Origin of the sequence: Gracilibacillus sp. D59 (assembly GCF_052246695.1) — a bacterium.
In the GTDB taxonomy this organism is placed as follows: domain Bacteria; phylum Bacillota; class Bacilli; order Bacillales; family Amphibacillaceae; genus Gracilibacillus.
This window is the reverse complement of the sequence record NZ_JBQQCK010000001.1, coordinates 620,671-645,641: the sequence shown is the minus strand read 5'-3', so window position 1 is coordinate 645,641 and position 24,971 is coordinate 620,671. Positions and strand designations below refer to the sequence as shown.

At 38.0% G+C, this 24,971-nt stretch carries 16 protein-coding genes and 1 riboswitch; of the genes, 13 read left to right on the top strand and 3 right to left on the bottom strand.

Annotated elements, in window-relative coordinates; all coding sequences use genetic code 11:
- Positions 1-12: 12 nt before the first annotated feature.
- From ACTWP4_RS02860 to ACTWP4_RS02850, 3 genes are all read right to left on the bottom strand, one after another.
- Positions 13-168: a DUF1540 domain-containing protein gene (locus ACTWP4_RS02860; RefSeq protein WP_443127241.1), complete on the bottom strand. Its 156-nt coding sequence runs from the start codon at positions 166-168 to the stop codon at positions 13-15.
- 60 nt (positions 169-228) lie between these two features.
- Positions 229-1,494 carry a helix-turn-helix domain-containing protein gene (locus tag ACTWP4_RS02855; RefSeq protein ID WP_443127240.1) on the bottom strand — a complete coding sequence of 422 codons (1,266 nt, stop codon included), beginning with the start codon at positions 1,492-1,494 and terminating at the stop codon, positions 229-231.
- Between the two features lie 85 nt (positions 1,495-1,579).
- Entirely contained in the window at positions 1,580-1,738 is a 159-nt protein-coding gene (locus ACTWP4_RS02850; RefSeq protein WP_443127239.1) for a hypothetical protein, read from the bottom strand.
- A gap of 116 nt (positions 1,739-1,854) precedes the next feature.
- Here ACTWP4_RS02850 and ACTWP4_RS02845 point away from each other — a divergent pair, with 116 nt between their 5' ends.
- The 13 genes from ACTWP4_RS02845 (at position 1,855) to ACTWP4_RS02785 (ending at position 24,939) form a co-directional block, all read left to right on the top strand.
- Entirely contained in the window at positions 1,855-2,427 is a 573-nt protein-coding gene (locus ACTWP4_RS02845; RefSeq protein ID WP_443127238.1) for a nitroreductase family protein, read from the top strand.
- Positions 2,428-2,676: 249 nt separating this feature from the next.
- A complete protein-coding gene (locus ACTWP4_RS02840; protein WP_443127237.1) occupies positions 2,677-4,968 on the top strand; it encodes a glycoside hydrolase family 3 C-terminal domain-containing protein in 2,292 nt (763 codons plus the stop codon).
- Between the two features lie 60 nt (positions 4,969-5,028).
- The gene (locus ACTWP4_RS02835; protein ID WP_443127236.1) at positions 5,029-6,285 is read left to right on the top strand and encodes a prolyl oligopeptidase family serine peptidase; all 1,257 of its coding nucleotides are present in this window, start codon (positions 5,029-5,031) and stop codon (positions 6,283-6,285) included.
- Positions 6,286-6,547: 262 nt separating this feature from the next.
- Entirely contained in the window at positions 6,548-7,525 is a 978-nt protein-coding gene (locus tag ACTWP4_RS02830) for a substrate-binding domain-containing protein (protein ID WP_443127235.1), read from the top strand.
- A 2-nt stretch (positions 7,526-7,527) separates the two neighbouring features.
- Positions 7,528-8,985: a histidine kinase gene (locus ACTWP4_RS02825; RefSeq protein ID WP_443127234.1), complete on the top strand. Its 1,458-nt coding sequence runs from the start codon at positions 7,528-7,530 to the stop codon at positions 8,983-8,985.
- Positions 8,982-10,301 carry a response regulator gene (locus tag ACTWP4_RS02820; protein WP_443127233.1) on the top strand — a complete coding sequence of 440 codons (1,320 nt, stop codon included), beginning with the start codon at positions 8,982-8,984 and terminating at the stop codon, positions 10,299-10,301. Before ACTWP4_RS02825 ends, ACTWP4_RS02820 begins: the two co-directional genes overlap by 4 nt.
- Before the next feature lie 105 nt (positions 10,302-10,406).
- Positions 10,407-11,744, top strand: coding sequence for an ABC transporter substrate-binding protein (locus ACTWP4_RS02815; protein WP_443127232.1), 1,338 nt, complete (start codon positions 10,407-10,409; stop codon positions 11,742-11,744).
- A gap of 295 nt (positions 11,745-12,039) precedes the next feature.
- Positions 12,040-12,948, top strand: coding sequence for a carbohydrate ABC transporter permease (locus ACTWP4_RS02810; protein ID WP_443127231.1), 909 nt, complete (start codon positions 12,040-12,042; stop codon positions 12,946-12,948).
- The gene (locus ACTWP4_RS02805; protein WP_443127363.1) at positions 12,948-13,760 is read left to right on the top strand and encodes a carbohydrate ABC transporter permease; all 813 of its coding nucleotides are present in this window, start codon (positions 12,948-12,950) and stop codon (positions 13,758-13,760) included. Before ACTWP4_RS02810 ends, ACTWP4_RS02805 begins: the two co-directional genes overlap by 1 nt.
- Before the next feature lie 266 nt (positions 13,761-14,026).
- On the top strand, positions 14,027-17,539 hold the full coding sequence (locus ACTWP4_RS02800) for a PA14 domain-containing protein (RefSeq protein WP_443127230.1): 3,513 nt from the start codon (positions 14,027-14,029) through the stop codon (positions 17,537-17,539).
- A gap of 47 nt (positions 17,540-17,586) precedes the next feature.
- On the top strand, positions 17,587-22,944 hold the full coding sequence (locus ACTWP4_RS02795; protein WP_443127229.1) for a GH92 family glycosyl hydrolase: 5,358 nt from the start codon (positions 17,587-17,589) through the stop codon (positions 22,942-22,944).
- Positions 22,945-23,024: 80 nt separating this feature from the next.
- Positions 23,025-23,708: an LPXTG cell wall anchor domain-containing protein gene (locus ACTWP4_RS02790; RefSeq protein ID WP_443127228.1), complete on the top strand. Its 684-nt coding sequence runs from the start codon at positions 23,025-23,027 to the stop codon at positions 23,706-23,708.
- A gap of 417 nt (positions 23,709-24,125) precedes the next feature.
- Positions 24,126-24,214, top strand: a riboswitch (cyclic di-GMP riboswitch).
- A gap of 95 nt (positions 24,215-24,309) precedes the next feature.
- Entirely contained in the window at positions 24,310-24,939 is a 630-nt protein-coding gene (locus ACTWP4_RS02785) for a LuxR C-terminal-related transcriptional regulator (protein ID WP_443127227.1), read from the top strand.
- The last annotated feature ends 32 nt before the right edge of the window (positions 24,940-24,971 follow it).

The following is a 24,971-nucleotide window of genomic DNA, read 5'->3' as shown; positions in this document are numbered from 1 at the left end:
TAAAGAAGGTTGTTAGACGGTCGGTTCGAATGTTTGGCAATCTGTTTCTTTCTCATTGGCAGCACTTTTTCCGGTATGGCTGACAACATAGATAGTAGCAGCATGACATCTATTGCCATCAGCCCAGAACTTACAGTTATTTACCTCACATTTAACATCTTTCGCCATCTCACACACCTCCTATATGGATATTCTGATTCAAGAATTCAAAAAAATGTGTGGGAATTTTTACTTCTGCGGATACTTTGCCAGTAATTCCGCAATATACGAATTACCAGGATAAATATAATAATGATTTGCAGCTTGTTTATAAGACTTTATATGATAATAGACATCACCTAGTAATGCGTGGCAATAATTTTTTTCAACCAGATTCCCTGTCGATTCAAAATAAGGAATGATTTCTTCTGATATTTTCTGACGATAAGCTTCAGTACCATACGTTCCTTGCATAATTTCCTTTAGCAGTTGAAAAAAGTACTGATATTTTTTATCTTGGTTAATCCTTATTCCAGCTTCAATGTATGTTAAAGCCATCTTGGTATCTTCCCGCAACATGTACATATAAGCGGTAAAAAAGATATATTTCACTTTGAGTGGTTTTATTTTTTCATTGTTTACTGCTTTTCTGCAATATCTTAAAGCTCCTTCAAAATCATTGTTTTGTAGGTAAGCAATACCTAACATATAATAAATATAATATTTATGTATGCTTGTATAATTATCAAGAATACTATGTAACTCTTGGATAATTTCTTCTATTGGGTGGTTTGGGCTGCGCATGTTGTTTTTAATTTTTATGATACGAGACAGCAAAATATTTGGCTGGTTCAATTTTGACTGAAATATGGATAAGGCAGTGGAGGCATGGTTAGTGGAATCTAAGTTTTGTCCCATTTTAGCATAGGCGAACGCGTAGTACAGGTGAATTTCACCATCTCTTTCAAACATGTCAGGATTCATTCTGATGGCATCGTTCAAATAAGTGAATGCATCATTTAGATGATCCCGTAACAAATAATACAGACCGATCGTTTTCATGTATGGATAGCTATTTACTGAGGATAGTGTATCTGCGCACTTCTTTACATCATCTAAGAACATGGATGCAATATCTGTACGGTATAAATGAAGTGCATGTTTAAAATGACATAATGAATATAATCCTTTTTGACTGTAAAAATAAGTTATCGGAAATTTTTTGAGTTCGTTGTAGTATTTATTTGCAGTAGCATAATTTCTTTGGCTGAGACTTTGTTGCCAAGAGGTTAATTGATTAATGAGTGGATGATTTTCATGGTAGGTGAGTTCCTCAATCTGGAGAACTTTTTGAATCTTCGACATTAATTCTGCAGGTGGCTGGTATTTATCTGCTTCAATTTTGCTGATCGTTGATGTGCTGGTATCTACTTTTTTGGCCAATTTTCCTTGTGTCCAATTAAGTTCCTTCCGGTATTTTCGCACTAATTTCCCTTTATCATACACTGGTTTCACATCACTTTCTGTATATTATATAGTACTATTTATATAATACTATATAACTATATAAAAATCACGTGATTTTTCAAAATTATGCAAATTATTTACAAATTAATTCCAAAACAAAGCCAAGGATTAACAAAATAATCAAAATAATAAAGGTTTTTAACCCGATCATAGGGACAACAAATAGCAAGAAAATAACAAAGAAACCGAAACCAAAGGTCATGATGAAACAAAAATGGAAGAACCTTTTCATGTTGCCTTCTCCTTTAATTGCTGGTATTACTATAAGTTATGACGTTCGCCCAGAAGCGTGATTTTTGAGATATGATCCAAATTGGCATATAATGTGTGGTTGAAGGGGGAATACGGATGAAAAATTTTAATATAAGTGACTACCGTACAGCGGACTATCCAATTGATGAAATGTTTTTAAATCGCTGGTCACCTCGTTCTTTTTCAGAACAAGAGGTGGATGAAGAAACATTGATGACGGTTTTCGAAGCATCACGATGGGCTCCATCTGCCATGAACAAACAACCATGGCGCTTCATCATTGCAAGAACAGAGGAAGACCGTAAGAAATTCCATTCTTTTATTATGGATGGAAACTTGGCATGGTGTACGAAGGTACCAGCATTTGCATTAGTGATCTCTGATACTGAAGCGGGTGGATCACATGATTTTGATACTGGTTCAGCTTGGGGTTATTTAGCTTTACAAGCAATGAAAAAAGGTCTAATCACTCACGCAATGGGTGGATTTTATAAAGACAAAGCTCGTGAAGTATTAAATATCCCAGAGCAATATGCGATTCATGCAGTTATAGCACTCGGCTACCAGGATGAGAAAGAAAAATTAGTAGATAAATTGAAAGAACGCGAATTACCTTCCGATCGCCGTCCACTAACGGAAACGATTATGGAAGGTGAGTTTAGAGCCTGATATTTAATCAGGTTCTTTTTTTTATGGGATAGTGAGTGACCTCTTTGTGAGTTATTTTAAGATATACAGAGAACAGCCAAAAAACTAAGTGTTACCATCAATCTATCTTTATGGTTAATAATACCTAAACACTTGTCCTGTTCTTAAATTTGTCCATAAAATCATAAAGTAATGCTATTTTTTCAACCACAAATGTATCCGTTTACATTTTAAGATAAAACCGTAAGTTAAAAATAAGGAGGAGAGTATATGTCGAAGAAGGTAATTAGTATGATGGCATTAGTAGTACTACTTTTATCCAGTTTTTCTGTATCGAATGTTACTGCAGAAGAAACGGTCGCTCCTCAACTTAGACAAGACAACATTGATGAAGTCATTGCAGCCATGACATTGGAAGAAAAGGCGAAATTAGTAACTGGTATTGGATGGGCAGCTTTTAATGATGAATTAGGTGCTGCTGGAAAGACGCATGAAATTCCTCGTTTAGGTATTCCATCCATTGCATTGGCAGATGGTCCTGCAGGTGTTCGTATTAATCCAACAAGAGAAAACACAGAAGATACATTTTATGCGACGGCATTTCCGATTGCAACAGCTGTAGCTTCCTCATGGGATACTGATGTAGCTGAAAAAGTTGGTGCAGCAATGGGAAATGAACTAAAAGAATATGGAGTTGATGTTTTATTAGCTCCTGCTTTGAATTTACACCGTAATCCGTTAAACGGTCGCAATTTTGAATATTATTCAGAAGACCCATTAGTATCTGGGAAAATGACAGCAGCAGTTGTGAACGGAGTCGAATCAAATGGGGTTGGTGCGACAATCAAACACTTTGTTGCCAATAATCAAGAAACCAACCGACAAACGATTGACACGATTGTATCCCAACAAGCATTACGCGAAATTTATTTAAAAGGTTTTGAAATCGCTGTCAAAGAATCGCAACCATGGGCTGTTATGAGTGCCTACAATAAGCTAAATGGTGTCTATACACCTCAAAACAGTGAGCTTTTAACAGATGTTCTGCGTGAAGATTGGGGGTTTGAAGGTGTAGTGATGACAGATTGGGGTGGCGGTGATGATCCTGTTGCAGCAATGGAAGCGCAAAATGACCTTCTTATGCCAGGAAGTGAGCAACAATCTAACGCTATTATAGCAGCGGTTGAAAGTGGTGAACTGGATGAGAACTTGCTAGACCGTAATGTGAAAAATATATTAAATATTATTGTGCAAACACCTTCATTCTTAGGATATGAACATTCCGATAATCCGGATTTAGAAGCACATGCACAAGTATCAAGAGAAGCAGCGACAGAAGGAATGGTGTTACTAGAAAATCATGATCAAGCTTTACCGCTAAAAGATAATATCTCTATCGGATTATTTGGAAATGGCAAAGTTGACACAATTAAAGGTGGTACAGGCAGTGGTGATGTCAATGTCGAACATACTGTAACCATTGTGGAAGGGTTTCAAGCAGCTGGTTATTCATTAGATGAAGAGCTTGTTGAAAACTATCAAACATATGTCGATGAATTAAAAGCATTACCTGAATACCAGCCGCCAAGTCCGTTCCAACCAGCACCACCACTACCGGAACGTGAAGTAACAGAAGAAGAAGCTAAAAGCTATGCAGAGTCAACAGATGTTGGGATGATTGTTATTAGCCGTAATTCTGGTGAATTTGCGGACCGCAACGCGGCAGAAGGTGATTTTTATTTAACAGAAACGGAACAAGCAAATATCGATAAGATCTCGAATGCATTCCATAACGAAGGAAAACAAGTTGTAACCGTATTGAATATTGGTGGTCCGATTGAGATGGTAAGTTGGAAGGATAAGGTGGATGCTATTTTATTAGCATGGCAGCCAGGGTCTGAAGCAGGTCATGCGGTAGCAGATGTACTTTCAGGAAAAGTAAATCCGTCTGGTAAGTTAGCTACAACCTTTCCGAAAGATTACCCTGACACACCGTCAGTAGATAATTTCCCTGGTTATCCAGAAGAAGATCCAACAGAAGTAGTGTATGAAGAAGATATTTATGTCGGTTATCGTTACCACCATACATTTGGTGTAGAACCAGCATATGAATTTGGTTATGGTCTTTCTTATACAGAATTTGACTATGACAAAATCCGTGTCAACAAAAATGGCAAATTTAACGATAAGATTACTGTATTTGCGTCGATCACGAACAGTGGGGATGTAGCAGGTAAAGAAGCAGTACAAGTGTATGTTGCTGCTCCGGATGGTTCCATTGAGAATCCAGATATAGAATTAGCAGCCTTTACCAAAACAGATACAATCCAACCAAGAAAGAAAGAAAACATTAAGATCGACATCACCGCTAGTGATATTGCATCTTTTGATGAATCAAAGTCTGCTTGGGTTGTGGAAAAAGGCACATATGAACTAAGTGTTGCCTCTTCGTCTGAAAATGTGGAGGGTACAGCAAGTTTCACGGTTTCTGAAGATATCATTGTCGATGAAGTAAATGATGTATTAGCGCCTGAACGAGACATAGATCGTTTGACGAAGTAATCAGAAGGAAAGATCCACAGCCTTGCGTGGGTCTTTCCTAAAATCAAGGAGGTTAAGATTATGCTAAAAAAATGCATTATTATTTGCAGTATGATCGTACTAACCATTGGATTCAGTCTAACTGTTTCTGCTAAAGAATCAAACGGATACTATACGATTACAGAGATTCAGGATTGGGGACCAGCGATTACAAAGGTAATCGTTGAACTAGGAAAACCTGTACCAACCAGTTCAGTCGATGAGAAAACATTTTCGGTTCACGTGACACGCAGTGATGATAGACTGGCTAATTCATTTTTAGAAGAGGGGTATCGTCACGTAACCAAAGCATTTGTAGCGGATAAGAATGGAAATCCAGCCAAAGAGATGGGGAAATACGCTGTCCTGGAATTAGAAATAGGTCCTGATAAAACGTTAGGTTCCCCGATGAATTATTTGGGTCTTAATGAATGGATCGAAACCGATTATACTATTACTCAACAACATGCAATAAAGGTGCCATATGGAGACATAACGGGTTTGAAAATTACAGCATTTAAAGGCGATACGAAAAAAGGTGTAGAAGATTTTGACATGCACAACGGCTCATTTGCAGGAATGGACATGTCCTATGCCAGTTATACACCAGAAAAAGATAAGCAAGAAAACCCGCTAATTATCTGGTTGCATGGTGGTGGGGAAGGTGGAACAGATCCTACGATCCCCCTATCAGCAAATAAAGCAGTAAGTTTCGCCTCAGATACGATTCAGGATCACTTTGATGGTGCCTATGTATTAGTACCACAAGCGCCAACGAGGTGGATGCATGGTGAATCTGGCGGTGCAGACGGTACATCTATTTATACAGAACCTCTTATGGCGCTAATAGAAGAATTTGTTGCAACGCATAATGACATTGATACCGACCGTATTTATATTGGAGGTGCTTCAAACGGTGGTTATATGACCCTTGTGATGACAAGAGATTATCCAGAATATTTTGCTGCTGCCTTTCCTGTATGTGAAGGGTTAAATGACTCAATTATTTCTGATCAAGATATAATCGACTTAGCAAAAACACCAACATGGTTTATTGCAGCAGAAAATGATCCAACATTAGATCCAGCACAAAATACGATCCTAACTTATGAACGTATGGCAGAAATAGATGGAGCAGACATACACATGACTTTGTTTGATGGCGTGTTCGACACATCTGGACTCTATACGAATGAAGATGGTTCCCCTTATGAATACAATGGCCACTGGTCGTGGATCTATGTCTATAATGAAGACGTACCTGGTCTATTCGAATGGATGGCAGATCAAGAAGCTTGAGTCCTCTCAAGCTTCTTTTTCGTAGTACATCCAAAGATGTCTAGTTTAGCTAATAGGGATACTAGTTAAATCATTTAGCTTCATTGGAAAAGTAATTCGTTCGTACTTTTTCCAACAGTGCTTTCCTTATGTTTCGTGACTGTTGAATTCTCACAAGCAATTATCATTTCACACCACCAAACAACATAGACAAAGTAAAAAGAAACGCTTACAATTTAATCGGAAGGAAAAATATCTCAATTTCAAGAAGAAGGTGTTTACTATGTTACGAAAAATCTTCTTTACCATTCTTTTTCTGATCCCTTTTAGTTTCATGCTTTATTATGGAAAAGAAACGTTTTATATCGATCAACAAGTTGCATCTCAGAAAATGTATGACTATCACTTTGCACTTGTAACCGAAGAAGTAGGAAATAATTATTGGCGTTTAATCGAAAAAGGTGCGAAACAAGCAGCAGAACAGCATAACATTTATTTAGAATATGTAGGCCCGAAAGTAACAGATACAGATGAGCGCTTGGATACACTGGACCGTATGATTGCTGCAAATGTTGATGCCATTATTACAAAAGGGATGAGTGATCCGAGATTCCGTCAGCTCGTCCAGAAAGCGAAAGAACATGATATCCCCGTTGCAACGATCGATACAGATAATTCGGCAAGTGGCCGAGACTTCTATGTCGGAACAGATAATTTCCAAGCGGGTTATCTCGCAGGAAAGACATTGCTCAAAGAAACGGAAGGAGAGCAGAAAGTAGCCGTTATTATCGGATTAAAAGATGCCCAAAATCAAATCGAACGTTTAGAAGGATTTAAAGAAGCGATCAGTCAAGAGAAGCGAATAGAGTTGATCGCTGTAGCAGAATCGAACATTACAGAACTAGGCGCTGCTGATGCCACTTATCAATTATTAAAAAGTCGATCCGATATTACCGCTATTTTTGGAATTAGTGCTTTAGATGGAATGGGAATCGTACAAGCGATTAATGAATTTCAGCCAACGACAAGACCATATGTGCTGGCATTTGATATTCTCCCCGAAACATTGTCCTTAATAGAAGATGACAAAATTCAAGCAACTATCGCCCAATATCCAGAAGAAATGGGAAAAAAGGCAGTAGAAGAAATGTATCAGCTCTATCAACACGATCAACCTGAGAACATATACCATACCAAAACAGGTGTGATCAAGAAAAAAGACGTTATGAATGGCGAGGTATTTTTGAAAGAAGGTGAGTAAACATGCGGATTAAAAATGTACTAAACGGTCGGACGATTCAATCGAAGTTAACACTTATCTTTGCTGGAATTATTATTTTATTTAATATCGTCACCATTTCGATTTATGTCAGTTCGACACAGTTAATGCAGCAATATCATCAGGAATTTGAAACATTACTAAACCTAAACTCCATTTCTCAATCAGCCCAAGATCTATCTGACAAAACCAAAGCATATGTTTTAAGTGGAGAAGAACAAGACTTAGAAGCCTATTATGAAGCTAGGGAAACATTCAAAGAAAGAACAGATCCGATTATGCAACAGACGAACTCAATTCGCTATAAAAATTATATCAACTTAATTGATGCTCTCCGTTACCAAACCGATTTAACAACGGGATTCGTACTACGTGACGATATGGAACGCTACTCGATGCATGTAAAAGAAGTGGATCAAACGTCATCGTATATTCAGGAATCAACCTTGGAATTATTAGATGGATCACTGACAGAGTATCAATCCTTGTATGCGGACATCCGTGAGCGCAATGAGGCGTTCAAATATTTTACACTCTATTTATTAATTACATCGATTATACTCGGTGCATGGATTACAATACGGTTTTCCCGAGGAATCCATCGACCAGTTCAAGCATTATCGCTAGCAGCAAAAGAAGTATCTGTTGGAAAATTCGATGGCAAATCTATCCGGATTCAATCACCAGATGAACTGAAGCTGTTAGGCGACTCTTTTAACAAAATGCGTGACAATATCCGTAATTTAATTAAAGAAATAAAAAATCAATCCGAACAGGAGCGATTGATGAAGGAACTGGAGCTGAAGCATTTACAAAATCAAATTCAGCCACACTTCTTATTTAATACCTTAAACACCGTATCGAAAATGGCGTATTTAGAAGAAGCGAGATCAACGTCCAACTTGATTGACTCATTAGCATCGATGATGAGACACAGCCTTGGCGATTTGAAGAAAACGACGACATTAAAAGAAGAGCTGAAAATAGTCGAAGATTATATCGCAATCCAAAAAATGCGCTTTATGGAGCGGATTGAAATTGATATGGACCAATTACCGGAAGATTGTGATATACCACTGCCAAGACTAACTCTGCAACCACTTGTTGAGAATGCCTTTATCCATGGTCTTGAATCATTAGAGGAAGGCGGAAGAATTTCGATTCGAATCCAAACGAATCATAGCGGAGTTATCGTGGAAGTTGCCGATAATGGTGCTGGAATGACAGAAGAGAAACGAAGGCAATTACTACAAACGACAGCAGAAAATGATCAGCATGTCGGTCATATGACAGGGATAGGATTAGTCAACGTAATTAAACGCCTGCAAATGTTTTATCAAACTGAAGGTGTAATGGAAATTGATTCGAGCTTAGGTAATGGAACGATCATTCGATTATATTTACAAAATAAACAACCGCAAGAATTGGGGGTACTGGCATGAAAGTAGTCATTGCAGAAGATGAATTTTTAGAGAGAAAAGCAATGCGCAAATTTCTTGAGGAGCATTTTTCAGATATTGAACAGATAGAAGAAGCAGTTAACGGACGTAAAGCTATTGAATTAGCGAAAAGCGTCCAGCCGGAAATTATGTTAATGGATATAAAAATGCCAGGCATTAATGGGTTAGAAGCGATGGAGTCTATCTGTCGTGAGTTTCCATTAACGAAATTCATTATGGTAACAGCCTATGATACATTTGAATATGCCAAACAAGCAATGAAACTAGGGGTGCGAGAATACATTTTAAAACCGAGTAAGAAGGAAGAAATCATTCGCGCCATCTTAAATGTAAAAGAGGAATTGGAACAGGAGAAGCAAATGCTTGAAAATCGACGGGCTCTTTTTTTAACGAAAGTGATCCAAGGAGAAGATGCACATACCATCCAACAAAACCTCTGTCCAGATATGCAAAGTGGTTATTTTCTTATGGCCAATCAGCCATTAACGTTATCGGATAACTATATAACTCAAGATAACATCGCCTTGTATATATCCAATCAAAAGCTCAACAATGCCGAGGTGTTAAAACAAGTTCGCAGGCTACAATTATTTCTCGGTGCTGACTACTATATTGGTGTAGGCCATCCATATGATAATCTGGAAGAGCTGACCACCTCTTACTATGAAGCGAAGAAAGCACTGCGTCAGCTACTAAAGGCAAAACAAAAGAATTATGGGTTTGCAACAAATGATTCAGAAGGGATCCCTACAAATTCACTTCTAGAAGCAATCCGAGAAGGTGAAGAACAAAAAGTCTGGGTCTTATTCGACGCAATCGCACCACATGTAAATGTTGAATTATTTGTGCAAATAAAACAAATCGCAGAGGATAAAGGAATTAAACTCAACATCACACCAGAAGAATTAGTCACTACGGAAGACTGGAAGGAGTTCATTCAACTAGTATGTAAAGAAATAAAACAATACTTCCAATCACAAGATAAAATTGTTAAAGCTAAACAATTTATTGAAAATAACTATCATCAACAAATTAATCTTGTTGATGTTTCGGCATATACCGATTTAAGCACGAATTACTTATCAAATCTATTTCATGAAGTAACAGGCAGTACGTTCATTGATTATTTAACAGAAATCAGAATTAAGAATGCGAAAGAACTCCTGCAGACTAACAATGCTACATTGAAGGAGATTAGTTATGAAATCGGTTATAAAGATCCAAATTATTTCAGTCGTGTTTTCAAAAAACATGTCGGTCTCTCACCAAAGCAATATCAGAGCCAAATCGTAAAATAATACAGATTTTCGTAATAATGTACAGAAAAATAGCGTCCGATCGTAAGCGTTTTCTCTATATAATCATAGTTGAAAGCGCTTATATCATTTCGAGGGGGTAGAAACATGTTAAGAAAAAGTTTAGCATTGCTCTTTATGTCGATCTTTATGATTGCTTTAGTAGCATGTGGTGGAGATGATTCCACAGAAGACGCAGGAGGCTCAGATGATACAACAACAGAAGAAACCGGTAGTGGTGAAGAAGGAGAAGACACAGAAGCATCAGGAGACGGCGGAAAATTAGAAATCTTCAGCTGGTGGACTGGTGCAGGGGAAGAAGACGGATTACTAGCATTGATTGACTTATTCGAAGAAAAACATCCAGATATTAAAGTAGAGAATGCAGCCGTAGCTGGTGGAGCCGGTACAAATGCTAAAGCAGTACTAGCGACAAGAATGCAGGGGAATGACCCACCATCTACTTTCCAAGTACACGGTGGAGCGGAATTAAATGAGAGTTGGGTAGCAGCAGACAAGATGGAACCTTTAAATGATTTCTATGAAGAAAATGGTTTAATGGATAAATTCCCACAAGAATTAATTGATATGGTAAGTAAAGACGGAAATATTTATTCCGTTCCGGTAAACATTCACCGTGGAAATGTTATGTTCTACAACAAAGCGGTATTTGAAGAAAACGGTATTGAAGTGCCAACGACATTAGAAGAATTTGTCGATGTATTAGGTCAACTTGACGAAGCAGGTGTAACACCACTTGCGTTAGGTGATAAAGAAGCATGGACAGCAACACAAATTTTTGAAAACTTACTATTGGCAACTCTAGGCCCAGACGACTATCGTGCACTTTGGCAAGGAGAAGTAGGCTTTGACGATGACCGCGTTCGTGAAGCGGCAGAATACTTTAAAACAATTCTTGGTTATGTAAATGAAGACCATGCATCACGTAACTGGCAAGATGCTTCTCAGCTTGTAGGAGAAGGGGAAGCAGCGATGACTAACATGGGTGACTGGGCAAAAGGTTACTTCTCTAATGACTTAAACTTAGAGACAAATGTTGATTTTGGTTACTTCGCATTTCCAGGTACTACGGAAGACTTTATGGTTATCACCGATACATTCGGCCTACCTAAAGGTGTAGATAATCCAGAAACCGTTAAAGAATTTCTAAATGTGCTTGCTTCAGTAGAAGGTCAAGATACATTTAATCCATTAAAAGGTTCAATCCCGGCTCGTGTGGATGCTGATCCATCAAAATATGATGAATACGGTACAGACACCATGGAAGATTTCAAAAATAATAATCTGACACCAAGCTTGGCACATGGTTCAGCAGCAGCAGAGGGCTTTCTAACAAAAGCAAACCAAGAAGTAAATATCTTCGTCACTCAGCAAAATGTCGATCAATTTATTGAAAAATTACAACAAATAGCAGGAGATCTTTAATATAGCTGGCTCGCCCTGTGCGAGCCTTTGCTTTTAAATTAGTAAGTTGCAAATAAAAGCGTGGAGTTGCAAATAAAAGCGTGGAGTTGCAAATAAAAGCGCGGAGTTGCAAATAAAAGTGCGAAGTTGCAAATAAAGATGTGAAGTTGCAAATAAAAGAGCGGAGTTGCAAATAAAAGTGCAAAGCTGCAAATAAAGCGCGAATGCTACAAGAAAAACTTGATCTCACTAAAAATAAGCAATCATCACATGGAATCAACCTCAAATTATATAGACAGATGGGAGGACAATCTCAATGAAAATTACTAGAGATCAGCTGATGGCATTATTGTTCTTAGCTCCATCCTTTGTGCTCGTTATCATTTTCGTATATGGGTTTATTGGATGGACTGGCTGGGTTTCCTTAAGTAATTGGAACACTCTGGTGCCCGATATGTCATTCGCCGGTTTGAAAAACTATATCTATCTATTTGGAGACTACCGTTTCCAGGCGGATTTACGTAATACGGTCTTTTTTACCATCCTTTTTATCGGATTTGTTATTTTACTAGGTTTAGGTCTTGCTATTTTACTTGACCAAACGAAAAAAGCAAATTCATTTTTTCGCAATATCTTTCTATTTCCAATGGCATTGTCCTTTGTGGTAACTGGTGTCGTTTGGCAATGGCTGCTGAATCCATCTACTGGTTTCAATCAATTCTTGCAAGTATTCGGCATCCAACCAAAATGGTATACCGACACTAATATTTTGGCGGGATTCCAGTTGGGAAGTATTGAATTCGGTTTACCTGTCGCTATGATTGCTGTTGTGATTGCAGCTGTATGGCAAATGACAGGATTCTCACTTGCGATGTATGTCGCAGGGCTTACTGGAATTCCAGATGAGCTTCGGGAAGCGGCTCGAATCGATGGGGCATCCGAATTCCAAATTTATCGCAAAGTAATTTTACCGATGCTAACACCAATCACCATGAGTGTAGTCATCATCATGGCACATATTTCATTAAAGATTTTTGATCTTATTTATGCGATGACAGGTTCCGGTGCCAATTTCGTTACCGATGTACCAGGTGTTTACATGTTTGAAACAACATTCCGCGGTAACTATTACGCGAACGGTGCAGCAATCGCCATCATCATGTTGCTACTTGTTGCCGTATTTATCGTGCCATACTTGATCAACAGTAGAAGGGGGGCATCATGATGGTAGTGAGAAGAATAATTAAATATGCTGTACTAATCGCCATTGCAATCTTTTTCCTAACACCGGTATATGTCATGCTAATCACCAGTGTTAAACCATTAGATGAAGTTTCCTTATCTGAAATGTGGTCATTGCCATCAGCGATTGACTTTTCCAGTTATGTGGAAGCATTCTCGGATCTCGGTCCAAATTTTATGAACAGTTTATACTTGGTTATTCCAGCAACATTACTATCAGCCATACTAGGTGCGATGAACGGATATGTTTTGTCAAAATGGAGATTCAAAGGATCGGAAGTGGTGTTCACCTTGATCCTGTTCGGAATGTTTATTCCATACCAAAGTATACTGATTCCATTAATCCAATTCTTGAACACTATCAATCTATATAACTCAATCTTTGGCCTCATCTTTACACATGTGGTCTACGGACTACCAATTACAACCTTGATGTTTCGCAACTTCTATGCGAACATTCCTAATTCGATGATTGAAGCAGCACAAGTAGACGGCGCAAGTTTCCTCGGAATCTTCCGTCAAATCATTCTTCCACTATCGATCACCGGATTCGTAGTTGTTGCAATCTGGCAATTCACCAACATCTGGAATGAATTCCTTTTCGCCGTAACGATCACAAACAGTGATGCGCAACCAGTCATGGTAGCACTACAAAACCTGTCCGGGAGCCAAATCGTACAATGGAATGTCCAAATGGCAGGCGCACTCCTCGCCGCCATGCCAACATTGCTAGTGTATATATTATTAGGAAAATATTTTGTTCGTGGTTTATTAGCCGGATCGGTAAAAGGATAAGAAGAAATGGTCTTCGCTGAGGCGCAGACCATTTTTTGTGTTTTCTTTAAAATGCCTTTTAAGTGACTTAGCAACCTATATTTACATTATCTTAAACATTATTCAGAATAGCTTTACAGCATCTTAATACTGGTCTGGTAGATTTATATAATGAGTTGAAAATTGTCGAAGAAAGTATGGCAAGGTGTTCAGCGGAAAGGAGGAAAGTTGTAGAAAACGCTTCATTAATCGAAAGTTCTATTATTTAGTTTGGGGAGGGAAATATATTGCAAAGCAAAAGGATAAGTACGACTGGAAAATTAACGTTTGTTGTTCTTATTGTATTCGCAAGTTTTAGTTTATGGTTTTTGCGCTATGTAACGGCAGACGAACAGACCGCTGCAGTAAGTGAAATGAATCAGCTTTTAAAAGAAGCTGATAATATTGAATGGCAGTATTTAGATGACGGTTCAAAGCTAGAGTCAAATTGGACAAGCATTGAATATAATGATTCTAGTTGGAAAACTGGCTTAGCTCCTTTAGGGTATGGTCGTGATAATAACGGATTAAATACGGTTATTGAATATGGAGATGACTCTGGACAAAAGCATATTACAACGTATTTCCGAAAAGAATTTCAACTGAATAACACGGAAGAAATTAGTAAGTTAACCGCGAGTCTGGTTAGAGATGATGGTGCAATCGTCTATCTAAATGGTGAAGAGGTGTATCGCACCAATTTACCAGACGGTGAGATATCATTTGATACTTTAGCATCGAATCCTGTCAATGATGAACGAGATGTCCATTCGTTTGAGATTGATCCATCTTTACTTTCAGAAGGAAACAACGTGTTAGCTGTGGAGGTGCATCAAGTGAACCAAACTAGCTCTGATATATTCTTCTCCTTGTCTTTAGAAGCTTCCTCGATTCCTACTGCAGATAACCAAGGCTTACTAGCTGAATATTACACCAACACAGGAGATGGAAATTTTGATAAAGCTGATTGGAAGGCAACAACTATTGAATCTAATATAGATTTTAGTAACCTTGATCCAATCTTACAGGATCGAGTTGGCAGAGCAGATGATGCGAGTATTGATTTTACAGGGCAAATTATGCCTGAATACACTGAGGATTACACATTCTATATGATAGGAGACAATGGATTCAGAGTATGGATTGATGATCAGTTAGTAATTGATCATTGGGAAAATGACTGGGATAACGAGCAAACAAGTGAGCCTGTTCGTTTAGAAGCAGGAAAAAAATATGACATTAGAATAGAGTATTTCGAAGATTACGGCGGCTCGAATCTATACTTAAGATGGTCAAGTGATAGCGTCGACAAACAAATCGTTCCAGAGAGTGCTTTTTATTTACCTAGTAACTATAGTGGACCAATGAATGGAAAAGTACTAGAGAATGGAACGGAAATTAATTTAGACTTTTTAACGGATATTACCAATCTATCAGCAGAAATTCATACACACTTTGCAGTGAAGGCTGATGGAGAAGAAATAACAGTAAAAGATGTGCAGATAAATGAAGGAATGCTTCAGCTCATACTAGACACACCTGTTGAACCAGATCAGCCAGTCAGCGTTGAGTATGATGGAAAAGGAAACCTCACAAATGCGAACGAAGAAACAATGAACGCATTTGGATTCTCACCTGAAAACTTATCAGAATATGTAGATTATTCGCCAATATCCATTGCACTGTCCTTTTATGGTGATGCAAAAACACAACGTTCTTTTGCTTGGTATACAAACCATGAACATCCTGAGAATGCTCCAGAAAATGTATTAGATAGTATTGTGGAAATTGTTCCAGCAGGAGAAAATTTCGATTCGGACAACGTACTTCGATTCACCGGAGAAACACAAGTACTAGATTTAAAGATCACCAATGCTCAAAATGGAACGTTTGCCAGCCATAAAGTATTGGCAAAAGGCCTAGAACCGGGAACTGCCTACCAATATCGTCTAGGTAGTGAGGGGAACTGGAGTGAAATTGGTGAATTCAAGACAGAAGCAGAAAATGAAAAAGAATATGAGTTTTTGTATATGACAGATTCACAGGGGGCGAACTCCCAAGATTACGATGTATGGGCAGATACACTTAGACAAGGTCTTAGTGCTTTTCCAGATTCCAAGTTTCTGCTGATGAGTGGTGATATGGTTGATGCCGGCGCTTTAGAATATCAATGGTTAGATTTCTTTGCGAAACCACAGGATCTATTAATAGATTTACCATTGATGGCAGCAGTTGGGAATCATGAAGGACCGTACAACGATAATTATTATTATCATTTCAATTATCCAAACGATTCGATTAATAATCCTTTACCACCAGGAAGTGTCTATTCCTATGATTATGGAGATGCGCATTTTATGGTAGTGAATACGATGGATATGGGTTGGGATGATCGCCAAAGAGAATCATTTAAACAACAAATTGAATGGTTAAAAAGAGAAGCAGCTCAAACAGATAAAAAATGGAAGATTGTAGCTTTCCATAAAGCGATTTATTCTGTTGGAGGTCATGCGCAGGATGGAGATATTTTAGAATTAAGAGAAATGCTTTACCCAGTAATTGATGAATTAGGGATTGATGTAGTCATGCAAGGGCATGATCATTCTTTCATGCGTTCTTATCAAATGTACAATGATAAGCCATTAAAAGACCAGGAAACTAATGAAAATGGTGCCGTTATTAATCCTGATGGAACCATGTATATTGTGAATAACTCAGCAGGTACAAAATATTACGATATCGATCAGAATGTAGATAAGTATTATGCAGCTAAATATGAACAACCAAGAACACCGATTTTCTCTGGGGTAACCATGACAGAAAATAGTCTTACCATTGATTCATTCAAATCTGGAGAAACGAGTCCATTTGATAGCTATACCATTGTGAGAAATGATCCGTTACCAGAACCAGTAGAAAACTTGTCCGCTGTGAAAAATGGTGACGGGAATATCATTCTTTCCTGGGATATGCCAGAAGAAGTACATGAGGAAGATCCAATTCGTGGCTTCAGAATATATGAAAAAGAAGGTAGATTAAAGAAGAACTGGAGTGTTTATATTCCAGTGGAAGATGACCAAACAAGCTATCAATATGCAGTAGACATAGCGGATGATAGTGAAAACTATGAATTTGTTGTGAAGGCTGTAGATGAGCGAGATAACTCAGAGGGTGTAACGATTTCTACGGAATCTATTCAAGTAGCTGCACCAACAGAGCCAATTGTAGATGATGGCTATAACAGATTTGGTTGGACCAATGTAGCTGGATTTGATCAGCCTTCAGATTATGAATTCACTGTCGATAATGGCGAAACATGGGAGACTGTTACTGCGAATCCTCAACCTGTTGGAGATCGTAATATTCCAGAATCGCATGTGCAGGTTCGAGTTAAAGCGAATGACGAAATGGAAAGACCTGCTGGTTTAGCACTTGTTTCACCAGAAGCGTTTACTAAAAATAGTATAACCAAGACATATCAAGTAGATGGCAGTATTTCACGTAATGATAAGCTAGTTGTCAATGTTTCTGTAGAGAAACAAGCAGAATATGATAAAGATGCTTATGTCGTTTTTCAGCTCATGAAGGAAAACAGGCCAGTACTAATTAATGCCATTCCATTGCAACAAGATGAAACGGAACTCTCGCAATATTTTGACGTGCAAGGTGACGAATATAAAGTAAAAGTGTTTGTATTCGATCAGTTCAATGGTGACAAGAATCTTCCAAAGCTATTAGGTGAACCATTAGAACTGAAATAGGCCGAACTAACTTAAATAAAAAAAGTAACCGGGAGGGAAATATGGTAATGGGCAAAAAGATACTATCTATCTTTATGATCGGATTAATGGTTCTGTCTATGCTGCCATCATGGATTGGAACTAATACTACAGTATATGCAGAGTCGAATAGCAACTTGGATGTCAAAGCTAATAATCAAGACACAACTGCCACTTCCAATCTTGCGTTAAATGCTGAAGTAACAGCCAGTGGTCAATGTAATGAAAAGGAAAGAGGATCATTTGCTGTTGACGGAAAAACTAATACGAAGTGGTGTGATAATTCCAATGGCTTAGACAAATGGTTAGAGCTTGACTTAGGGCAAGTGTATAACATCAATCAATGGGTCGTTCAGAATGCTGGAATTGGAGAAACAAGCATGTATCCATTTTGGAATACAAAAGATTTCCGTCTGCAGAAAAGTGTAGACGGAGAAACGTGGGAAGACGTTGATGTTGTAAAAGGTAACGTGCAGACAATTGTCGATCGTTATGTACCGACATTTTCCGCTCAATACGTACGGTTATTTGTAGATAAAGGAGCTTATGATAATAATACAGTCCGTGTTTATGAATTTGAAATCTACGGAGTGGAGACGGATCAAGTACCTTCCGTTCCGCAAACAAATCTAGATTCAATCGATTATGTCAATCCATTCATCAATACACTAGGTGATAATGGTCAGACAAACCCAGGCCCAACCACACCATTTGGTCTTGTTTCACTTGGGCCAGATAGTGATGGGGGAGCATTTAGTGGCTATTATTATCAAGACGATTATTTGAAGGGCTTTTCCCATTTGCGATTTAGCGGTGTAGGTTGTAGTGGCGCAGGAGGAAACATTCTGATGACGCCACAGACGCAAGATTTTACGAATGAAAGCAATTCGTATAAACAAAAATACGACAAAAGCAGCGAAAATGCGTCCCCAGGATATTATGGTGTAGAGTTTGCTTCGGGTATTCAAGCAGAATTAACCGCATCTGATAATGTTGGATTCCATCGGTACATGTTCCCAGAAGGTGAAAAGGATGGATCTGTTTTAATTGACCTTTCCAACTCTTACGCGGGAATGATTGACGCAAATCTTAAGATCGAAAACAACAATGAAATTTCTGGTATGATCCAATCGAAGAATGTTTGTGGTCACGGTCATTACACGATGTATTATTCCATCCAGTTTGATCAAGATTTCGAATCATTCCAGTCTTGGTCAGACGATCAAGTCGGGGAAGAGACAGAACGTACAGGCGTTAACAGTGGTGTATGGGTGAACTTTAATACATCTGAAAATAAACAAATCCAAGCTAAAGTCGGTCTTTCTACTATTAGTGTTGACCAAGCAAAAGCAGAACGTGAACATGTAGATGCTGGCTGGGACTTTGATGCACAGCATAGAGAGACGCGTCAAACGTGGAGTGACTTATTAAGCAAGGTAGAGATAAAAGATGATAATGAGGAAAATAAAACTGTTTTCTACACCCAAATGTATCATTCATTCTTGCATCCGAACAATGTGACGAGTTCAGATGGCAAATTCCGTGCAGCAAGAGAAGAAAATAAGATACGAAAAACATCTGAAATTGGTGAGGACTTTGAATATTATAATGGCTGGTCCACTTGGGATGATTTCCGTAAATATTCTTTATATTCTCTTCTTGCCCCTAATGAATACGAAAACATGGTGAAATCAATGATTGATGTTTATAACACCAGAGGTTCATATGTACAGTGGGGACAAGGATATTGGCCAAGCCCAACTGTAAGAAATGAATTCAATGGTGCTGTCATTCTTGATGCTTATGCCAAAGGTTTTGATCTAACAAATGAAGAGGTTAATACAGCTTTGCAAGGTATGGCTACAGATACAGATTACTATTCTGTCAATGACAACGAGATCTCAGGAAAACTGGAAAAAGCATATAGTGCTTATTATCCGATGAAACTGGCTGAATTAATTGGTGATAAGGAAACATATGAACAATATAAAGATATAGCATTGTCATATCAATCACTTTGGAATGGCGAGCAAGTTGATGAGAGTGGAAATCCACGAGGATTCTTTACACCAAATGCCATGGATGTAAACAAGAATGATATAACACAAGTAAATAAATATGCTTACCAAGGGAATTTATGGACTTATCGCTGGTTTGTTCCACATGATATTAACGGACTTTCCGATTTAATCGGTGGAGATAGACAAATGGCGAAGGATCTACAGTACTTCTTTGATATAGATGAATATATGGCGGTTAATGAACCGGATATTCATGTTCCTTATTTATTTAACTATTTAGGAATGCCATATTTAACACAATATTATGCAAGAGAGTTCACAACAGAAGAAGTAACCCAGAAGTATCATAATCATGGATTATATGCGTATCCAATGGAATCACGTGTATATCGTGATGACCCTGAAGGTTATTTAATGTCAATGGATGACGATGCAGGTGCCATGTCTTCCTGGTTTATCTACAGTGCAATGGGGCTATTTCCAGGCAACCCTGGAGATCCATACTACTTAATAGGGTCACCGATTTTTGAAGAGATGACATTACATTTAGATAACGGCAAGGCATTTACAATCAAGGCAAATAACGTTTCGAGTGATAATCGTTTTATTGAGTCAGCACAATTTAATGGAGAAAACTTTGATCAAGCGTTTCTTGGTTATGAAGATGTCATGGCAGGTGGAACATTAGAATTCGAAATGAGTGCAGAGCCTAACTATGAGTGGGGAGCTGATGAAGATGCTACACCACCAACAACAGACTTCACTCAGGAAGTAGATAATAAGATTACTAGGAATGAATTAATCTCAAAAGAATCAAAGTGGAAATACTTTGATAAAGGACAAGAAGCGGGAGTTAACTGGACAGCGATTGATTTTGATGACAGTGAATGGCAATCTGGTCAAGCGATGCTTGGATATGACAGATACGACAATGTTAACACAGAAGTAAGCTATGGTCCTGATAGTGGAAATAAATACGTAACTACTTATTTCCGTAAAACGTTTGAGGTAGAAAACGTAGAAGATATGATGGGATTAGAAGCGAGCTTGATACGTGATGATGGAGCGATTGTTTATTTGAATGGCCACGAAATTATTAGAACGAACATGCCAAGTGGGGAAGTCCATTACGACACTTATGCGAATGGCACAGTAAATGATGAACGAGACGAGAATAGCTATACGATTGATCCGTCGTATTTAGTAGAAGGTAAAAACGTCATTACTGCAGAGGTTCATCAAACAAATGCGACAAGTTCAGATATTGCTTTTGATTTCAGCTTAGAATCAGTTGGTAAAATGGAGGTCCCAGATGCTCCTACAGATGGAAAAGTAGACGATGAGGAGAATACATTTGGTTGGACAAATGTTGAAGGTTTTGATCGGGCGTTAGACTATGAGTACAGTCTTGATGGTGGGGAGAATTGGCATATTGCTACTTCCAATCCACAAACTGTAGGACCAGTTGAATACGAAGCAGGTCAGGTTCAAGTGAGAGTGAAAGCGAATGAAGGTGAAGATCAGGCGTATGGAGATGTTCTAGTTTCAAAGGATCCTTTTACTGCTGATATGCTTTGGGAAGTATATGATTTAAATGTCAATATTGCTCAAAAAGGTAATCTAGAAGTAAATGTGAAAGGTACTTTAACAGGGGATTATGATGAATCTGCTACCGTTGTATTCCAGTTGATGACTGAGAACGACGAAGCATGGATGACGAATACTGTTCCTGTAGAAAATGGCGATTTTGATTTCACTCAACTATTTAACGTCGATGAAGAACAATACGATATCAATGTTTATCTAGTAGATGAATTCAATGGTAATATCTACGACTCTTTATGGCTTGCCAAACCATTAGAACAAAAGTCAGAACCTGTACCAGGTGTAAAACCAAGTCCCGAAAATCCTGATAATGGAGAGGAAGAAGATGGAGATGAAGGAAACGACCTTGATCCATTGCCAATTCCAGAAGACGAGGATCAGGATGGAGAACAAGGAAATGATAGCTTTGGATCAGAGATTGAATTCGAAGCAAGAACGGCTTGGTCTTCTGATGTTAATAGTTTTAACGATGGTCCACTGAAAACAGAAGCAAATAACGGTGGTGTTGTAGTAGCAAATACTTTTGATGGCGCATGGCTTGCTTATCAGGATGTAGAATTCGGTATAGAGGGTACAAACCAAATTACGGTGGAATATGATGCGCCGACATCAAGAGTTCCAGCTGGAAGTAGCTTAGAATTCCGTCTCGGTTCCACCAAGGGCGAGCTAGTTGGCACATTAGAATTAGATACCACTGGCAATGGTTGGGGAAGCTATACGACGAAAACGGCTTATTTAGATAAAGTCGTCACAGGTAAACAAGATTTGTTTGTCCTTATGAAAGGTGACACAAACAGTAGTCAACCGTACATTGGTAATTTTGATCGTTTTACATTGGCATATGAGGATGTTCGTGCTGACTATAAAAAACTGGAATTAGAAGACAATGATAATTGGTCAACTGAAAATAATCCCGCTAATGATAGCCCGATGAAAACAGAGAATGGAAAAAGTGGCGAGCAAGTGGCAAATACATTTGATGGTGCATGGTTGGCTTATGAAAAAATGAATTTTGGTAGTGAAGGTGTCAGTCATGTTGCTGTGGAATATGCCAGTAACTCAGGAAACAGTGCATCTGATTCAACGATAGAGATTCGTTTAGATGCAGTAGATGGGAAGTTAGTCGGCACAGTTGAAGTACCACCAACTGGTGAGGGCTGGGGAACCTATCAAACAGTTACTGCCTCCTTGGATGAGAACGTAACTGGTGTACAAGATGTGTATTTCGTACTCAAAGGTTCGACTGACTCTACTTATAAATATATCGGTAATTTTGATAATGCGAGCTTTTTCAACCAGGAAGAAGCGGAAGATAATGTAGTAATAGAGTTAGAGAATCGAAGTAATTGGACAGACGAAGTAAATTCATTCAACAATGGCCCATTGAAAATAGAAGGAAACAATGGTGGAACAGTTGTTGCGAACACATTTGATGGTGCATGGTTGACGTTCAACGATGTCAATTTTGGAGATGCAGGCAAAAAGTATGTCGACATAGTGTATGATGCTCCCTCGCAAAAAGCACCTGATGATGTAGTTGCGGAGATTCGATTAGATGACAAAGATGGTGAATTGATTGGGACAGTTGATCTAGCCAATACAGGAAGTGGTTGGGGAACTTATCAAACAGCCAGTGCCACGTTAGATAAAGTACTGACAGGCAATAAGACCATTTGTGTAGTCTTTAGTGGTTCTACTACATCAGAACTTCGATATGTTGGTAATATTGATAAAATGATCTTTTCTAATATTGTTAAGTAGCCTAATGATTACGTGAAAATGAAACATTAGCATAATTGATTCTCTTATAAGGGGATGAATTTAGAAGGCGAGGAGAAAAAGTGAAATTACGTATTATTTCGATACTTTTCATGACGTTGTTGATTGCTCAAATGCCAATGACAGTATTTGCTGCAGCTGTATCTTTGGATATGGATAAGAATGAAATCAGGGCAAGTCAAGAGCTTGAAGTGTCAGGAACAGCGACAGAGTTAGAAGAAGTACTAATTAAAATTGTTGCACCTGATGAAGCTGTTTATTATATGGATGTGTTAACGGTCGAAGATGGTGAATTCCAATCAACTATCGGTTTTCCGACGACTGCTAATGGAGATACAGCTGGCGATTACACCGTAATTGTAGGGTATGATGAAATTCAAGACACAGCTACCGTTGCTCTTACATGTGAAGAAGATTGTGATAACGGTGGAGGAGGTAATAACGGAGACAATTCTGACAATGATGGAAATAGTAACAATGGGGATAACTCAGACAATGCTGGAAACGGTAATAATGGAGGCAATTCTGACAACAATGGGAAAGGAAATAACGGAGATAACTCCAACAACAGCAGTAATGGAAATAATGGCAATAAATCCTCTGATAATAGCCAAAACAAGTCAAAAGAAGCTGAAAGTAACTTGCCAGACACAAGTACTTCCATTTACAATTTTCTGATAGTAGGTTTGATATTGTTAGTCTTAGGTAGTGGCGTTGTTTACTATCAAAAAAAGAAAAAAGCATAATTATTACGATTAAATAAATTGCGTAGTCAAAAGCTACGCAATTTATTTTTTGAAACTAAAAGAGCATTATTGGTATAATTCATATAAGAGTATTAGTATGAAATCGCGCAGTAATTTGTTCGGTATATCGATTATAACTAGTCAATAGCATAAGAATATCATACTACTCTCTGCGTCATATCACTTATGAATTGTCAAAATAGATAATTATCCACAAAAAACAACAAAATAACTTTCTCGCATCAACAACAAGAAACATATATCGACAAAAAGGAACAAAAAATATGAGTATATAAACCTGTATAATTTCCAATTAATTTACACTAAATAAACCAAAAGGTTTATTTTGACAAATATATCTTCCTACTTATTGAAATAAATATAGGAAAACGGTATTATATAAAACAGAAGTGAATAGTAAGAAAAAGGCAAACTACTTGAAAAAGTAGGTCGCAAAACCTAGGGTCTAAGGGGTTCAATTTACCTATGGCAGCCTGGTTACCTAAATTGTTCAAACATATGCAAAAGTTATTTAGGCTATTTCTGTACTATTCAGAAATAGCCTTTTTATTTTCAAAAAAGGAAACAGGAGGAAATATCAATGCGTATAGCTATACTGAAAGAAGCTTCTATATATCGAGAAGGATTAGTAGGAGTGCTTTCAAGCGAGTTTAAAGCGTATGATATCATTGCGGTTGAGCCGAAGCAGAAAGAAAAACTCCGAGATTATATTATCGACCTGCTCATCATTGATATTGACACAGATACTGATACCATAAGCTTAATTAACACATATACGAAAAACAACAAAAAGATAATTGTCTGGACAGAAGATACTCACCATCAAGACCTTACTGAGTTATTTAAAATGGATCTTAATGGATATTTCTTCAATGGAATGGAAAAGGAAGAACTTATTCATGCAATTCAAAAGATCATGTCTGGGCATCATTATATCCATGAAGACCTCACGCAAATTCTTTTGGGAGACTACCGTGAAATCCATAGCCGTAAAGAAAGACGACCAGTGGGTGTATTCACAAATCGTGAGTGGGAAGTGATGGAACTCTTAACTCAAGGATATAGTAACAATCGTATCAGCCAGAAATTATACATCACTGACAAAACGGTTAAAAACCATATCAGTTCGATCCTGAGAAAATTAGAAGTACCTGATCGAACAAATGCAGTGATCACCGCATTAAAAAATCAATGGTTCCATGTATCTTAATGAAAGAAAAGCCTGTGTATGAGGGTTGCATA

Coding starts and splice junctions, on each gene's coding strand:
- ACTWP4_RS02860 (WP_443127241.1), bottom strand. CDS start 168: ATGGCGAAAGATGTTAAATGTGAGGTAAATAACTGTAAGTTCTGGGCT.
- ACTWP4_RS02850 (WP_443127239.1), bottom strand. CDS start 1,738: ATGAAAAGGTTCTTCCATTTTTGTTTCATCATGACCTTTGGTTTCGGT.
- ACTWP4_RS02845 (WP_443127238.1), top strand. CDS start 1,855: ATGAAAAATTTTAATATAAGTGACTACCGTACAGCGGACTATCCAATT.
- ACTWP4_RS02840 (WP_443127237.1), top strand. CDS start 2,677: ATGTCGAAGAAGGTAATTAGTATGATGGCATTAGTAGTACTACTTTTA.
- ACTWP4_RS02835 (WP_443127236.1), top strand. CDS start 5,029: ATGCTAAAAAAATGCATTATTATTTGCAGTATGATCGTACTAACCATT.
- ACTWP4_RS02830 (WP_443127235.1), top strand. CDS start 6,548: ATGTTACGAAAAATCTTCTTTACCATTCTTTTTCTGATCCCTTTTAGT.
- ACTWP4_RS02825 (WP_443127234.1), top strand. CDS start 7,528: ATGCGGATTAAAAATGTACTAAACGGTCGGACGATTCAATCGAAGTTA.
- ACTWP4_RS02820 (WP_443127233.1), top strand. CDS start 8,982: ATGAAAGTAGTCATTGCAGAAGATGAATTTTTAGAGAGAAAAGCAATG.
- ACTWP4_RS02815 (WP_443127232.1), top strand. CDS start 10,407: ATGTTAAGAAAAAGTTTAGCATTGCTCTTTATGTCGATCTTTATGATT.
- ACTWP4_RS02810 (WP_443127231.1), top strand. CDS start 12,040: ATGAAAATTACTAGAGATCAGCTGATGGCATTATTGTTCTTAGCTCCA.
- ACTWP4_RS02805 (WP_443127363.1), top strand. CDS start 12,948: ATGGTAGTGAGAAGAATAATTAAATATGCTGTACTAATCGCCATTGCA.
- ACTWP4_RS02795 (WP_443127229.1), top strand. CDS start 17,587: ATGGGCAAAAAGATACTATCTATCTTTATGATCGGATTAATGGTTCTG.
- ACTWP4_RS02785 (WP_443127227.1), top strand. CDS start 24,310: ATGCGTATAGCTATACTGAAAGAAGCTTCTATATATCGAGAAGGATTA.